The sequence below is a fragment of the Amphibacillus sediminis NBRC 103570 genome (assembly GCF_001552275.1).
In the GTDB taxonomy this organism is placed as follows: Bacteria; Bacillota; Bacilli; order Bacillales; family Amphibacillaceae; genus Amphibacillus_B; species Amphibacillus_B sediminis.
This window is the reverse complement of record NZ_BCQW01000029.1, coordinates 16281-31305: the sequence shown is the minus strand read 5'-3', so window position 1 is coordinate 31305 and position 15025 is coordinate 16281. Positions and strand designations below refer to the sequence as shown.

The window sequence follows — 15025 nt, the reverse complement described above, 5'->3', positions numbered from 1 at the left end:
CCTGATAAAAATAATTAATGACCTTCATAACATTGGTATAGAAAGTAACGTTTTTCATCAGATATTGAATAAGAGGGGCACCGATAGCAAAGAAGACAATGTAGGGTAGTATTGCCATAAGGTTTGCTTTTGAAAATTCGAATTTAAAATAGATTGGGTATTGAATACTGATAAAGAATAAGGCAATCACAATGGATACCGTCAAATATATGATTCCATTTGTCCAGTTAATACTGCCATTTGAAATAATCGATAGAGCCATAAAAATTAAAAATGATAGGGCAGCCGTACATATTAAAACCAACAATGAAAATAAGTATCTACTTATTATATTTAATGATTTTTTAATGGGTAAGACACCGTACAGTTTATTGAAATTGCTTTGTTCAGTTATTGAAAAAACAGAATTGAGCATAAATACCATAAAAGTTAATGTGACCATGATGCTCATTCCTTGATCGGCAACAAGACCTAAGATAATGGGTATGATTAGGAAAGCCACCATCGTCTTAGCAAGAGGCTTCATCGCATAAAAATCAAGCTTTATTAGATTCTTAATTGTCGTCATAACATCAGCTCCTTTTATTTTTCTAAATTAACATGAATGAGAACATCATCAATCGTAGCCTTTTCCGTAACCATATCTGGTGTAATATATTTGATATTGTCAATATCTAACAACGCAGAAAACCCTGTTGAGCCTTTTTGGATACCTAACAAGTATTTTTCAGTTTCAGTGGTCAATAGCTCCAGACCGCCTTTTACAATACAGTATTTTTCAAATAAGCCATCTTTGGTACCTGTATAAAAAATAGTCCCGTTATTAATAATCGTTAAATAATCAGCTATTTTATCCAGGTCGGAGGTAATGTGTGTTGAAAATAATATACTGTTATTTTCATCTTCGATGTAGTGTAAAAGGATATCTAATAATTCATCACGGGCAACTGGGTCAATACCACTGGTAGGTTCATCTAAAATCAGTAAGCGTGCCTTATGTGATAAAGCTACTGATAACATTAATTTCATCTTCATGCCCTTGGATAGTTCTTTTACTTTTTTATTTGTTGTCAAATTAAATTTTTTTAAATAGCTGTGGAAGGTATGAGTATCCCACCTACTATAAAATGGGGCAAGTGCTGATTCTACATCTGATATTTTCCAGTCATCAACAAAAAATAAGTCATCGAAAACAACGGCTATATCTTGTTTAATATCAAAATCACGATTGATCTCTTTGCCGAATATTTTTATCATTCCCGCTTCTTTTTGCAAGAGTTCTAAAATAAGTTTGATCGTAGTTGTTTTACCGGCTCCGTTTTTGCCTACTAATCCCATGATAAAACCATTTGGCAAAGAAAATGAAATATCATCTAAACAAAAATCTTTAAAAGTTTTCCTTAAATTACGAACTTCTAATGCATTACTCGTCATAATTGATCTCCTCCATTAAGAATTTTAAAAGTTGAAGTAATTCCTCATCTGACTTTTTTAGTAATTTAGCAGATTTCAAAATTTCAGAGAAATGTTCCTCAATGCCTTTTAATAGGCTTTCTTCAAGTACATGCTGATTTATGGATTTGACATAACAGCCCTTACCTTGAACAATCATGATATAACCGTCTTTTTCTAATTCTGTATAGGCTCTTGTCGTTGTAATCACACTTACCTTTAGTTCTCTGGATAATTGCCGAATTGATGGTAAGAGTTCTCCTTCTGAAATAGCTTTGGACAAAATTGCTTCTCTAATCTGTTCATATATCTGTTGATAAATAGGGACATCAGATGAATTTTGTATAATGATTTTCAAATTAACACCCTCTCACATTATACTGTTCATAATCACTATAAACACTATAAACACTATAAACACTATGATCACTATAATCGATCAATCAGTGTTTGTCAATAAACAATTTCATTACACACTGAAAAAATTGGATCGGATAGATGGGATGTATAATTATGAGCTGATTGCAAAAGACTGTAGATTGTTAGAGTTAGGCATAATCTACCTGTTGAATTTGGGCTGGTAACATCATTCAATCCGAGCTTCCCGCCGTTTATTTTTGTTTGATTTTCATGCCTTTTGTTAGAATAATCTCATCTACCTTTTGCTAAATGAACAAAATTTGCTATTATATTAATACAAGAACAGAGCATTGAATAAATGGAAGATCAGATAGATAACTTGATATCAGGAAGGTGTTTCTATGCTAAAGGAAGAGCGTTTAAATAAAATTATGGAATTGATGTCTAAGACAGGGACGATTAAAGTAACAGATATTATGGATAAATTAGCGGTTTCGGATATGACGGCTAGGCGTGACTTAGGAGAATTAGAAAGTCAAGGCAAATTACAAAGGGTTCATGGTGGAGCTAGACTGCATGATTTCTACCCCCAGAAGGAGCTAACTCATGTAGAGAAGAAGATAATTCATATAGAAGAAAAAGAAAAAATTGCAGAAAGAGCAGCGGATTTTATCCAAGAGGGGGACACGATTTTTATTGGACCAGGTACAACATGCGAGCTATTAGCTGAAAAGATTCAAATTGACAATATTCGGATCGTTACGAATTGCTGGCCAGTCTTTCAACGCTTAATGAAAAACAAGCAAAATAGAATGATTTACTTGTTGGGTGGAGAAATGCGGGAACGGACGCAAGCTTTTGTTGGTGAGATAACTAATAAGAATTTGCAGGATATGCACTTTCATAAAGCCTTTTTCAGTTGTAATGCCTTAACTAAGCAGGATATTATGACCTCTACTATAGAAGAAGGTCAAACTCAAAGCATTGCCCTAAGTAATTCAATCAAACGGTACTTGTTAATAGATACTTCAAAGATCGGTAAAACGGATTTTTCGGTTTATTATCATTTAAAAGATATAACTAAAGTGATTGTCAACAAAGATGAGAACGAAAACTATAGTAAGATAGAAACAGATGGCATTATTTTAGCTTAGAAGATGTTCAAAAACTAGCAAATATAAATACCGGATCTAATCGTTGGCTCGTGTCGAGTGTCATCCCTTTGACACCTCATTCTGCATGCATTATATGATTAAATAAACAGAGACAGTTCAAACTTAAATCGTTTGAGCTGTCTTTTTTTATAGGCTAAGCGTGCCTATCCTTTCTATCGGATGATAGAAAAACGATCACATTCACTAAATAAGATCAGCGAATATGAGTTTTTTAATCCGCTCGTTTACTTATGTTTGTTGATTTGTTTGAAAAAGTTTAAAAATATTAAAATTAAGTTGATTAATGTTCGATAATGTTTTAATATGTTTGTATAAGGTTGGGGGATTAGTTTGATACGTTGTCAGAGAAATAAAGTTCATGATGAGCAACAATCAAAAAAATTTTTTGTCTAATTTAAGAGGAGGGACTAGTATGCGTGTTGTAATTGGGGCAGATCCAGAGGGGATGAGTTTAAAAGAACTTATTAAAGATTATTTAGAAAAAGAAGGGTTTGAAATCGCTGATAAAAGCGAAACAGCTTCGGTAGACTTTGTAGAATCTTCATTAGCTATTGCTCAAGATTTACTAGCGAATGAAGGGAGTTTAGGCATTGCCTTTGACGGTTATGGTGCTGGAAGCTTTATGGCAGCCTCAAAGGTTAAAGGAATGATCGTTGCGGAAGTTTCTGATGAACGTTCTGCTTATATGACGCGCGAGCATAATAACGCCAAAATGATTACGCTAGGTGCAAAAATCGTTGGACCTGAGTTAGCTAGAAATATTGTTAAGCAGTTTTTAGCAGCCAACTATGACGGAGGCCGGCACCAAATCCGTGTAGATATGTTAAATAAAATGTGCTGATGATACCAAATATAGCTTTTATCGCAGTGTAATTGGCTGGGGCTGCGATTACTCGCCCCATCGAAGGGCTTTTGTAAGACTACCACTTCAAGAAATAAGGGAACACACATATTTCTAAGAGGGGAATCCAACAGCCAGTAACGGCCCAATTGGTTCAAGTAACGTTCAGTGGGGGAGGGAGGAAGCTGACTAAGTTCGCGACGTCGTGTCGCAACGTCTATACGAGCACATCCTATGCGTTAAAACCCCCACTGAACGAAGTTTCACTTTATTAATGAAAGGGGAGAATAAACGATGAAAATTGCAATCGGATGTGACCATATCGTTACGGATACAAAAATTGCTGTCTCAGACTTTTTAAAATCAAAAGGTTATCAGGTGTTAGATGTTGGAACCTATGATTTTACACGTACCCATTATCCGATTTATGGAAAGAAAGTTGGAGAAGCTGTTGTGAAGGGAGATGCAGACTTAGGTGTGTGTATTTGTGGAACGGGTGTCGGTATTAATAACGCCGTCAATAAAGTAGCTGGCGTTCGGGGGGCCCTAGTTCGCGACATGACTACAGCCATATATGCCAAGGAACAATTGAATGCGAATGTGATTGGCTTTGGCGGGAAGATCACGGGAGCGTTTTTAATCTGTGATATTATTGAAGCTTTCATTAAAGCTGACTATCAACCAACCGAAGCAAACCAAAAGCTTATTGCAAAGATTGAACATATTGAAACAAACAGTCCCCAACAAGCAGATCCTCATCTTTTTGATGAATTTTTAGCGAAATGGGATCGTGGCGAATACCACGATTAACCTTTGAGGAGTACAAACTATGATTGTAACAATAACGATGAATCCTTCAATTGATATTTCCTATCCAATTGAAGCGTTCAGTCTTAATACAGTCAACCGAGCACCTGAGGTAAGGAAAACGGCTGGAGGTAAAGGTTTAAATGTAACCCGTGTGCTGAAACAGCTAAAGGCTGATGTTACAGCGTCAGGTCTCATCGGTGGCACCTTGGGAGAGGCGATCAAAAAAGAGCTAGCACGACTCGAAATAAAGCATGCCTTCTCCCAAATTAAAGGAGAAACACGGAACTGTATTGCGCTTTTACATGATGGGCTCCAGACCGAAATTTTAGAGAATGGACCGGTGATTTCTAAGGCAGAAGCCCAAAGCTTCTTAGAACAATTTAGAGGATTAGTAGATCAAGCAAGTATGCTCACCTTTTCTGGCAGTTTGCCAGCTGGCTTACCAAAGGATTTTTATGTTGAAATGATTGCGATCTCTAATCAAAAAAACAGACCTGTGATTTTGGACTGTTCTGGAGAATCACTGGCCATGGTTTTGAATCAAGAGCATAAACCATTGTTAATTAAACCGAATACAGATGAACTGTCTGAGTTGCTCGGCAAACAGTTCTCTAACGATATTAAAGGACTAAAGCTAGCTCTATCAAAACCACTATTTGCTGGAATCGAATGGATTGTTGTGTCTATGGGTTCGGAAGGGGCATTCGCAAAACATAACGACATCTTCTATCGAGTGGAAATTCCAAATATCAATGTGGTCAATCCGGTTGGCTCAGGGGATTCGACTGTAGCTGGCCTAGCCTATGCGATTGATAAAAGTGAAAGTGACGAAGAAGTTTTGAAAAGAGCGAATGTTTTAGGCATGCTAAATGCCCGAGAGTCTTTAACGGGTCATGTGGATTTAAGCCATTACCAACAATTGTTTGCACAAATTAAAGTAACGAAAGTTTAACTTCATGCAACAGAAGTCTCACACTTCTAAAAGTGGTGAGATCCATGCCTCGTTATATTCCATTCAGTGGGGGGCAAACCCCGGCTGAATCAAGCTAAAGCCTCTGGCGGATGGCACAGATTTTCAGTGAACATTTATCAAGCAAGCTCAATAAAATCTAGGCACAAATACGATAAGGCGGATTTGATATTTAGGAGGGGGAACAAAATGGTGCGTACAGAGCAAAAGAGAATGTATATCCAAAAATTAAGTGATGAAAACAATGTGATCAGTGCACTAGCTATCGATCAGCGAGGTGCTCTAAAAAAAATGATTAAGACATATCAAGAGGGTGAAGTAGCAACAAAACAAATTGAAGATTTTAAGAAAATTGTTTCGTCTGAACTCACTCAATATGCGTCATCTATCTTGTTAGACCCGGAATATGGTTTACCAGCAGCCAATATTCGGGATGAAAATGCGGGATTATTACTCGCTTATGAAAAAACGGGCTATGATGCATCAACTCCTGGGCGGTTACCGGATATCTTGTCCGTTTGGTCTGTAAAACGGTTGAAAGAAGCAGGAGCAGATGCTTGTAAATTTTTACTTTACTATGATGTGGATGAGCCTGATCAAATTAATGAGCAAAAAAAGGCCTTTATCGAGCGAATCGGTTCTGAGTGTACGGCTGAAGATTTACCATTTTTCCTTGAATTAGTCTCTTATGATGCTCATCATCAGGATACGAGTAGTAAGGAATATGCCGTAAAAAAACCTTATAAAGTGATTGAGATGATGCGAGAATTTTCCCATCCCCGTTATGGTGTAGACGTATTGAAGGTGGAAGTTCCAGTAAATATGAAATTTGTTGAAGGTTATACCGACAATGAAATCGTATACTCTAAAGAAGAAGCAGCAAAATACTTCAAAGAACAATCTGAAGCCACCCATTTACCTTTTATTTTCTTGAGTGCTGGCGTTTCTGCAGAAATGTTTCAGGAAACGTTACGTTTTGCCAAAAAGTCGGGTTCAACATTTAATGGTGTGCTATGTGGTCGTGCTACCTGGGCAAGTGGCGTAGAACCATTCATTGTTAAAGGAGAAGAAGCGGCAAAAGAATGGATGCAATCGGAAGGTAAAAAAAATATTGAGGCGTTGAATGTCGTGTTGAAGGAAACCGCAACACCGATAAAATTGTAGTGACTGAAAGAACCTATTAAACTCAAAAACGAGCAAAGCTATGATGAAATAATCTTTCTCATAAAAAATAACGGTAGTACTCAAACTGCAATGCGCTCTTAAAACAAGGCATCGATATAACTATATAAACAAAAATAAAAAAAATCAAACATTCTTTAAAATAGAAACGTTTACAATTGTTTGTTTTTATGATACCATTTAACCAAGGAAATGTTAATAGTTAGTGGATCGTTACTAATTCGATTAGGCGAGACTGCGAATAGTAGTTGGAATCTTTTAATGAATGATTCTACCTATTTGCAGTCTTTTTTTTGAGTGAAAGTGGGTGTATCGATGTATCGAGTCATTAAACCGTTAAATAATAGTGTGGCTATTGTACGGACTGAATCTGGTGAACAAGCTGTAGTAATGGGCTCCGGTATTGCCTTTCAAAAGAAAAAAGGTGATTTGATTTCGCCAGATCATATTGAAAAAGTTTTCACATTGAAAAATAAGGAATCCAAACATAATTTCTCAACTTTGCTCAAAGATATCCCCTTGGATTTCATTACAACAACTTATGAAATTATTGAAAATGCGATCGATCATTATCATTATCCCGTTCAAGAATATATTTATGTCACATTAACTGATCACATCCATCTTGTTTATCAGCACATTCTTAAGGGACAATATGAGCTTTCGCGTCTGCCTGATATGCGCAAGGACTATCCGGTAGAATTTCGGATCGCAGAAGATGCGCTCGAAATGATCAATCAACGCTTGGGGATTACCTTGCCAGATGATGAAATAGGTCGTATTGCCTTACATTTTATCAATGCTAAAGGTTCGACAGTTGGCCGTGATGATAACAATCTTTTCGCCAAGAATATTATTATTCTAGTACAAAATGAACTGAGAAATTACGGAATAACGAGAAATGAAGCAAATCAGAATTACTATGATCGATTAATGGTCCATCTCAACTACTTCTTAGAACGAATCAGTGATCAGAACGAGGATAAAAATCAGTTCTCGACTGATTTTGAGCAAACATTGAAAAAGGACTATCCAAAGGCTTACGAAATTGGTGATAACATTTATCACCTCATCAGTAAGCAAATTGACCGTGAGCTTAGTGAAAGTGAGCGTGTCTATTTTACGATTCATATTCAACGTCTTTTATAAAAAAATGAACACAACCATAAGGAGCGAGTAAAATGACTGAATTTAAAAAGCTTCCTCAAGATTTTTTAATGGGAGGTGCAACGGCTGCCTATCAATGTGAAGGTTCTACAACGGCCGATGGCAAAGGTCTGGTTGCATGGGATACCTTTTTAGTAGAAAAGGGACGTTATACCGCAGAACCAGCCAGTGATTTTTATCATCAGTATCCGGTTGATCTTGAACTTTGTAAGAAATTCAAGATTGATAGTATTCGGATGTCAATTGCCTGGAGCCGTATTTTCCCCAATGGCTATGGGGAGGTCAATCAAAAGGGAGTAGAGTACTACCACAACGTTTTCGCTGAATGTAAAAAACATGGTGTGATCCCGTTTGTAACGTTACATCATTTTGATACACCGAAGGCCTTATTTGATAACGGTGACTTTCTGAATCGTGAAAATGTTGACCATTTTGTTAATTACGCCGAGTTTTGCTTTAATGAGTTTTCTGAAGTTTACTACTGGAGTACGTTTAATGAGATTTATCCAGTTGCATCGAATCAATACCTGCTTGGTTCTTTCCCACCAGAAATTCAATTTGACATCAGTAAAACGGTAACGTGTTTACACAATATGATGTATGCCCATGCTCGTGCAGTTAATATCTTTAAAGAAGGTGATTTTGAGGGGGAAATTGGTGTCGTTCATTCTTTGGAATACAAGTACCCTGCAACAAATAAGCCGGAGGATGTCCATGCGGCAAAATTAGATGAAGCATTATCAATCAAATTTTTACTAGATGCAACTTATCTTGGTTATTACTCGGATGAAACGATGGCTCTCGTTAATGAAATCTTGGTTGCTAACGAGCAAACGATTGACATTGATGAAGATGACTTTGTTGAAATGAAGAAAGCCGCTAACCGCAATGACTTCTTAGGTATTAATAACTATGGAAGTCACTGGGTGAAAGAATATAAAGGTGAAAGTACGCTACATTATAACACAACGGGTGAAAAAGGCAGTCAAGTTTACCGGATTAAAGGCATAGGGGAACGTGTGATTCGTGAAGACTTACCTAAAACGGACTGGGATTGGATCATTTACCCGAAAGGTCTCTATGATTTATTACTCATGGTTAAAGAACAGTATCCTAACTACAACAAAATCTACATTACCGAAAATGGATTAGGCTATAAAGATCATTTTGAAGACGGTGTCATTATGGATGAACCGCGGATCGATTATTTACGCCAACACTTTAATGCTTTATCTGATGCAATTAGTGAAGGGGTAAATGTTAAAGGTTATTTTATTTGGTCATTAATGGATGTTTTCTCTTGGGTTAATGGTTACAGCAAACGTTATGGTTTATTCTATATTGATTTTGAAACACAGAAACGATTTCCAAAGGAATCGGCTTACTGGTATAAATGCGTAAGTGAAACAAAAACAATTATTTAAGCGGATACTCTAGGTTGGTCGTGCCAACATCAACCTAGTATTTGTTGAGAGAAATGAAAAGGATTACAACACTTGGAGGAAATCGCAATGAATAGAGAAGAATTACAAATGTTAGGGTTTGAAATTGTCGCTTATGCAGGGGATGCTCGCAGTTCATTAATGAAGCTTTTACACGAAGTACGTCATGGTAACTTCGATCATGTAGAGGACTATTTAAAAGAAGCAGATGAAAACTTGAAACGAGCTCATAATGCACAAACAAAGGCATTATCAGAAGAAGCTAGTGGCAACAACCTGGATATCGGTTTTATCTTTGTACATGGACAAGATCATTTAATGACAACCATTCTATTGCAGGAAATTATTCAAGATTTTGTGGAGCTGTATAAAGAAAAATACAATAAATAAAAAGGAGGAACAAGCAATGAATGCTATTATCAAACAAATTGAAAAAGCAAAACCATTTTTCGAAAAAATCTCAAGAAACATTTATTTAGGAGCGATTCGTGACGGCTTTTTAACAGCCATGCCTGCGATATTGTTTTCTAGTATTTTCATTATGATCGCAGCAGTTCCAGAAATTTTTAACATCACGCTGCCAGAAGCATTTTCAAACTGGTTATGGAAGGTCTACGGATACTCGATGGGGATTGTCGGTCTATTAGTGGCTGCTACAACGGCTCGCTGTTTAGCGAACTCGATGAACCGTCAATTGTCTGACTCTGGTAAACAAATTAATGAAGTTTCGGTCATGTTAGCCTCTATTTGCGGATTTTTAATGCTTGGAGCTAGTCAAGTAGATGGTGGAATTTCGACAGATTATATGGGAACTAAGGGACTAATCGCTGCATTTATCGCTGCATTTATTACAGTTAATGTTTATAAATTCTGTGTAAAACGTGACTTGACAATCAAAATGCCGAAAGAAGTTCCTGGAACGATTACGCAAATGTTCCGTGACATCATTCCGTTTTCAATTGCGGTATTCGGCGCAGTCATTATTGATACGGTAGTACGTTACTTTAGTGATGGTACGTTTGCTGAGCTAGTTATCGAGGTACTACAGCCTCTATTCGGTGCTGCTGATGGTTATCTGGGCATCGCCATTATTTGGGGAGCGATGGCCTTATTCTGGTTTGTTGGGGTTCACGGACCTTCAATTGTTGAACCCGCAATCGCGGCTATCATCTATGCAAATGTTGATACAAACTTTGAATTATTCCAAAGTGGGGAGCAAGCCTCTAAAGTCTTGACCGTAGGTTTAGGGAACTTTGTTGGTACCATGGGTGGTACGGGTGCAACTTTAGTCGTTCCGTTCTTATTCCTGTTATTTGCCAAATCCAAACAGTTAAAGGCAGTGGGGAAAGCTTCATTTGTCCCAGTATCGTTTGCAGTAAATGAACCACTGTTATTTGCAACACCGATGATACTGAACCCGTATTTCTTTATCCCATTCTTATTAGCACCAATTGTAAACGTATGGTTATTCAAATTTTTTGTTGATGTTTTACAAATGAATAGTTTCATCACGGTCCTACCGTGGGCAACTCCTGGACCAATTGGTTTAGTCATGGGAACTGGGTTTGCAGTGTTAGCGATCGTCTTAGCACTTGTGTTAATCGTTGTGGATTCCATTATTTATCTCCCATTTATCAAAGCTTATGATGCGGAGCTAGTGGAACAAGAGGCGAAAAATGTTGCACTTGAAGAGGCGAAAGAGGAGATTGCTGAAGCAGCTGAAAAAGTAGGTGCGACCGTGGAAGCGGTTAGCGAGGCTGATAAAGATAAGGTTGGCAGCGGCAAACGTGTTCTCGTCTTATGTGCAGGAGCTGGAACGAGTGCCATGTTAGCTAATGCTCTTGAAGAAGGGGCAAAAGAAACCGGTATTGATATTACTGCTCAAGCTGGGGCATATGGTTCTCACTATGATATAATGAAAAACTTCGACTTAGTCGTTTTAGCACCACAAGTCAATTCATATCTTGAAGATATTAAGAAAGATGCAGAAAAAGTTGGCGTAAAAGTTGTTGCAACAAAAGGTGCAGAATACATCAACTTGACTCGTGATCCTAAAGGTGCCATTGATTTTGTATTAGCACAAATCTAATCACATGAATAGAACACTAGTTATTTTACGTTTAGCTAGTGTTTTCTATTACAATCATAAAACGATCGGTATGAGTCGCTCGTTAACAGAAAGGAGGAACTATTTCCTACTAAAATTGATCGCGCTTCACTAATTGGGGTTTGTTGTTTTACGTGTGACCAATAAATAATAAGGGTGAAGAACATGAAAAAATGGAAATGGTTAGTTGTTTTAGTCATGATCATTACTGTAATTGCTGGAAACGTTACTGCTATTCCAGTTCATGCAGAAGAAGATTTTTATATTGAAAAAGTTGAGGGGATGCCTGAAGACTTTATCAAAGGAGCAGATATTTCATCTATTATTGCACAGGAGCAAAGTGGTGTGAAATACTATGATGAGAATGGTGTGGAAAAAGATTTATTCACACTTTTAGCTGAAAATGGTGTAAATTATGTTCGTATCCGCGTTTGGAATGATCCCTATAACGATAAGGGTCAAGGGTATGGTGCAGGAAATGTTGATGTTGGAAAAGCCATTGAAATAGGGAGACGAGCAACTGACGCAGGAATGAAAGTGCTGATCAATTACCATTATTCCGACTTTTGGGCAGATCCGGGACGTCAAATTGCGCCAAAGGCTTGGACGGGCATGAGTGTTTCAGAGAAGGCAGATGCGCTTTACCACTTTACTAAAGATAGTTTGCAACAAATGCTTGCTGCCGGTGTTGATGTGGGCATGGTTCAAGTTGGTAATGAAACGACAGGAAGCGGTATGGCTGGTGAAGCCGGTAATGGTCGTTATGAATTGTTTCGAGCAGGATCAGAGGCCGTTCGTGAAGTGGATCCGAATATTTTAATTGCCTTTCACTTTACCAATCCAGAGCGGACTTCAACGATTTTGAATTATGCTAAAGGATTGCATGATCATAATATTGACTATGATGTCTTTGCGACCAGTTACTATGCGTTCTGGCATGGAAGCTTAGAGAATCTTACTTATGTATTAAATACGGTGGCTAACACATATGGTAAGAAAACACTTGTAGCAGAAACGAGTTATGCATACACATTGGCAGATGGTGATGGCCAAAAGAATGTGGTCCATTCAATAAGTCAAATTACAACGGGTGGATACCCAGCTACCGTACAAGGCCAAGCCAACTCGCTTCGTGATGTCATGGATGCTACGGTTAAAGGGGGTGAGGATGCCTTAGGTGTATTTTATTGGGAACCTGCTTGGATACCTGTAGGGCCAGCTGACCGTGATGCTAACATGGCGATTTGGGAGCAATTTGGTTCGGGTTGGGCGACAACGGCAGCTATTAGTTATGATCCACATGTTAACGAATCAAACTATGGCGGGTCTGAATGGGATAATCAAGCTTTATTTGATTTTAACGGTAAAGCATTGGATTCATTAAAGGTTTTCAAATATGCGGATCAAGGTTATGGTCATGTACCCAAGGAAGAAGAAAACCTGCTTAAAAATGGCAGTTTTGAGCAGGCAAATTTAAGTGATTATACAATTACTCAAAACTATGTGACAAGAAAAGCAGATACACCAAAAACAGGAGCTTATGCATTACACTTCTGGAGTAACCGTGCTATTGAATTTACAGTTGATCAAAAGGTGAACTTACAACCCGGAACGTACCGATTCTCCCTAGTCATACAGGGGGATGAAACAGGTGCTTCTGAAGATATTATTGCAATGGTTAAAACTGGAGGAGAAATAATAGCAAGAAGCCAAAACATTCATTTACAAGGTCATGAAAAATGGCAGGAAGGAATCGCTGAATTTACCTTGAAAGAAGCTAGGGAAGTGAGTGTTGGGCTTAGCGTAAAAGCTGATGCTAACGGTTGGGGAACAACAGATGATTGGAAATTAGTCAAAATCGCAGAGTAGCAGGAGCAAAGCAGTTGGAGAAGAAGCGAAATTAAATGTCTTAAAAGTTAATCACACTTGCTCCATTCCCTCAACTGTTGATTTTAAGGTAACGGCTAAGACGGACGTTAACTTATTATTTTCATACCAAAGAAGGATAGCTAAGTATAAAAAAAGATAAATTTTATTAGATGATTGAAGAGAAGAGAACTGAGTGAAGTCCCGTCTTGGACGCAATTGGAAGTTTTTTGATATTAAGAGAATGAAAAAGTAGGAGCCGATAAAAAATTGAAATATCAGTTTTTTTATTGGCTTTTACTTTTCTTGAAAAAACTATCAAAGAAAAAGCTTGAAGAGGTCAGCAAAGAAGCTAGTATACTCGAGGTATTGTAATAAGATGGATAGATTTAACCTCATACGGCAGAAGTCTCCCACTCTATAAGGAGAGAGATGAATGTCTATTTGTATACCTTTCACTGGGGTTTAACCTCAGTTGAATAAAGAAAGCCTCAGGTGGAAGTCTGAGAGATTTCAACGAAAACTTAACGAGCAGAGCTCAATAAAATCTATGCGCAAATACGCCAAGGCACATTTAAAACCTATTTGTTCTTTTTATATTGACAAGTAAGCGTTTTACATTTAAACTTAAACTATAACTAAATAACTACTTTGAGTTGTAACTGTATTTCGCAGGCAAGATCAAGTTGATGTATAACACTTTATTTCATTGTGTCTACATTAGTTGATCTTTTTTTGTTTTGCTAAAGTATGGTCATGGGGGTGAATTCGTTTTGAAACTAAAAAAAGTCTATAATAATAATGTTGTACTTGCTGAGAATGATCGTCACTTAGAGCATATTATTATTGGTCGAGGCATTGCTTTTAACAAAAAGATAGGGGATCGATTAGAAGACGCTAGAATTGAGAAGGTATTTGTCCTACAATCTGCCCAAACGATGAATAATTTTTTGAAACTATTAGATGAAATCCCTGTGAATCACTTAGAGCTAACTAATAAACTGATCGAAGCTGCAGAAAAGAAGCTAAATGTTAAATTTGATGAAAGTGTTTATATCGGTTTGGCAGACCATATTACTTATGCATTGGAAAGAAACAAAAATCATACCGATATAAAAAATGCCTTACTATGGGAGATTAAGCAATTTTATAAAAAAGAATATGAGGCAGCTCTGGAATCTTTAAAAATTATTCATTATTATGAAAATGTGATGTTATCTGAAGATGAAGCAGCCTTTATTACCCTTCACTTTGTCAACGCCCAACAAAATGGTGTTGAGATGCAGCAGACCGTATTAAGCACTGAAATTATTCATGAGATTATAACAATGATCCGTTATCAATTTAAAGTAGAGCTCGACGAGAATTCATTAAATTACGCTCGCTTTGTCTCACATTTGAAGTTTTTTTTGCGAAGAGTTTTTGCTAATGAGCACATTTCTTCAAAGAACTTCAATTTACTTAAAGATATTATTACGAAACTACCGGAAGTAGCAGCTTGTGTGGATAAGATTGCATTGTATCTAGAGAAAAAACTGAACATTACAGTCCATGATGAAGAAAAGTTTTATCTCATTCTTCATATTAATCGAATACTTAATTAATCTACTCGGTGCTATAAGCACTAGCAGTGATGGACAAGCATTTTGTTCA

14 protein-coding genes are annotated in these 15025 nt (G+C 37.2%); 11 read left to right on the top strand and 3 right to left on the bottom strand.

Annotated features, from left to right (window positions below):
- From ASE01S_RS13525 to ASE01S_RS13515, 3 genes are all read right to left on the bottom strand, one after another.
- On the bottom strand, positions 1 to 568 hold a 568-nt coding region (locus tag ASE01S_RS13525; RefSeq protein ID WP_067843482.1), incomplete at its 3' end, for an ABC-2 transporter permease.
- 14 nt (positions 569 to 582) lie between these two features.
- Entirely contained in the window at positions 583 to 1434 is an 852-nt protein-coding gene (locus tag ASE01S_RS13520) for an ABC transporter ATP-binding protein (RefSeq protein ID WP_067843479.1), read from the bottom strand.
- Positions 1424 to 1810 carry a GntR family transcriptional regulator gene (locus ASE01S_RS13515; protein WP_067843476.1) on the bottom strand — a complete coding sequence of 129 codons (387 nt, stop codon included), beginning with the start codon at positions 1808 to 1810 and terminating at the stop codon, positions 1424 to 1426. The genes ASE01S_RS13520 and ASE01S_RS13515 overlap by 11 nt, the downstream gene beginning before the upstream one ends.
- 403 nt (positions 1811 to 2213) lie before the next feature.
- Between ASE01S_RS13515 and ASE01S_RS13510 the strand changes: the two genes are divergently transcribed.
- The 11 genes from ASE01S_RS13510 to licT all read left to right on the top strand — a co-directional run bounded on the left by ASE01S_RS13510 (position 2214) and on the right by licT (position 14976).
- The gene (locus ASE01S_RS13510; protein WP_067843473.1) at positions 2214 to 2966 is read left to right on the top strand and encodes a DeoR/GlpR family DNA-binding transcription regulator; all 753 of its coding nucleotides are present in this window, start codon (positions 2214 to 2216) and stop codon (positions 2964 to 2966) included.
- A gap of 433 nt (positions 2967 to 3399) precedes the next feature.
- Positions 3400 to 3828, top strand: a complete 429-nt coding sequence (lacA, locus tag ASE01S_RS13505; RefSeq protein ID WP_067843470.1) for a galactose-6-phosphate isomerase subunit LacA — start codon at positions 3400 to 3402, stop codon at positions 3826 to 3828.
- 294 nt (positions 3829 to 4122) lie between these two features.
- Entirely contained in the window at positions 4123 to 4638 is a 516-nt protein-coding gene (gene lacB / locus ASE01S_RS13500) for a galactose-6-phosphate isomerase subunit LacB (RefSeq protein WP_067843467.1), read from the top strand.
- A 19-nt stretch (positions 4639 to 4657) separates the two neighbouring features.
- Entirely contained in the window at positions 4658 to 5590 is a 933-nt protein-coding gene (lacC, locus tag ASE01S_RS13495; protein ID WP_067843464.1) for a tagatose-6-phosphate kinase, read from the top strand.
- Between the two features lie 207 nt (positions 5591 to 5797).
- A complete protein-coding gene (gene lacD, locus ASE01S_RS13490; protein WP_067843461.1) occupies positions 5798 to 6772 on the top strand; it encodes a tagatose-bisphosphate aldolase in 975 nt (324 codons plus the stop codon).
- A gap of 333 nt (positions 6773 to 7105) precedes the next feature.
- On the top strand, positions 7106 to 7939 hold the full coding sequence (locus ASE01S_RS13485) for a PRD domain-containing protein (RefSeq protein WP_067843458.1): 834 nt from the start codon (positions 7106 to 7108) through the stop codon (positions 7937 to 7939).
- A 32-nt stretch (positions 7940 to 7971) separates the two neighbouring features.
- Positions 7972 to 9381, top strand: coding sequence for a 6-phospho-beta-galactosidase (lacG, locus tag ASE01S_RS13480; RefSeq protein WP_067843456.1), 1410 nt, complete (start codon positions 7972 to 7974; stop codon positions 9379 to 9381).
- An 87-nt stretch (positions 9382 to 9468) separates the two neighbouring features.
- Positions 9469 to 9789, top strand: coding sequence for a PTS lactose/cellobiose transporter subunit IIA (locus ASE01S_RS13475; protein ID WP_067843453.1), 321 nt, complete (start codon positions 9469 to 9471; stop codon positions 9787 to 9789).
- A gap of 16 nt (positions 9790 to 9805) precedes the next feature.
- Positions 9806 to 11488, top strand: coding sequence for a PTS lactose transporter subunit IIBC (locus tag ASE01S_RS13470; protein WP_067843451.1), 1683 nt, complete (start codon positions 9806 to 9808; stop codon positions 11486 to 11488).
- Positions 11489 to 11671: 183 nt separating this feature from the next.
- Positions 11672 to 13375, top strand: coding sequence for an arabinogalactan endo-1,4-beta-galactosidase (locus tag ASE01S_RS13465; RefSeq protein WP_083512149.1), 1704 nt, complete (start codon positions 11672 to 11674; stop codon positions 13373 to 13375).
- A gap of 770 nt (positions 13376 to 14145) precedes the next feature.
- On the top strand, positions 14146 to 14976 hold the full coding sequence (licT, locus tag ASE01S_RS13460; protein WP_067843448.1) for a BglG family transcription antiterminator LicT: 831 nt from the start codon (positions 14146 to 14148) through the stop codon (positions 14974 to 14976).
- Positions 14977 to 15025 lie beyond the last annotated feature (49 nt).

Excerpts from the sequence above, each read along its gene's own strand:
- ASE01S_RS13520 (WP_067843479.1), bottom strand. The coding sequence starts at position 1,434 with ATGACGAGTAATGCATTAGAAGTTCGTAATTTAAGGAAAACTTTTAAA.
- ASE01S_RS13510 (WP_067843473.1), top strand. The coding sequence starts at position 2,214 with ATGCTAAAGGAAGAGCGTTTAAATAAAATTATGGAATTGATGTCTAAG.
- lacA (WP_067843470.1), top strand. The coding sequence starts at position 3,400 with ATGCGTGTTGTAATTGGGGCAGATCCAGAGGGGATGAGTTTAAAAGAA.
- lacB (WP_067843467.1), top strand. The coding sequence starts at position 4,123 with ATGAAAATTGCAATCGGATGTGACCATATCGTTACGGATACAAAAATT.
- lacC (WP_067843464.1), top strand. The coding sequence starts at position 4,658 with ATGATTGTAACAATAACGATGAATCCTTCAATTGATATTTCCTATCCA.
- lacD (WP_067843461.1), top strand. The coding sequence starts at position 5,798 with ATGGTGCGTACAGAGCAAAAGAGAATGTATATCCAAAAATTAAGTGAT.
- ASE01S_RS13485 (WP_067843458.1), top strand. The coding sequence starts at position 7,106 with ATGTATCGAGTCATTAAACCGTTAAATAATAGTGTGGCTATTGTACGG.
- lacG (WP_067843456.1), top strand. The coding sequence starts at position 7,972 with ATGACTGAATTTAAAAAGCTTCCTCAAGATTTTTTAATGGGAGGTGCA.
- ASE01S_RS13475 (WP_067843453.1), top strand. The coding sequence starts at position 9,469 with ATGAATAGAGAAGAATTACAAATGTTAGGGTTTGAAATTGTCGCTTAT.
- ASE01S_RS13470 (WP_067843451.1), top strand. The coding sequence starts at position 9,806 with ATGAATGCTATTATCAAACAAATTGAAAAAGCAAAACCATTTTTCGAA.
- ASE01S_RS13465 (WP_083512149.1), top strand. The coding sequence starts at position 11,672 with ATGAAAAAATGGAAATGGTTAGTTGTTTTAGTCATGATCATTACTGTA.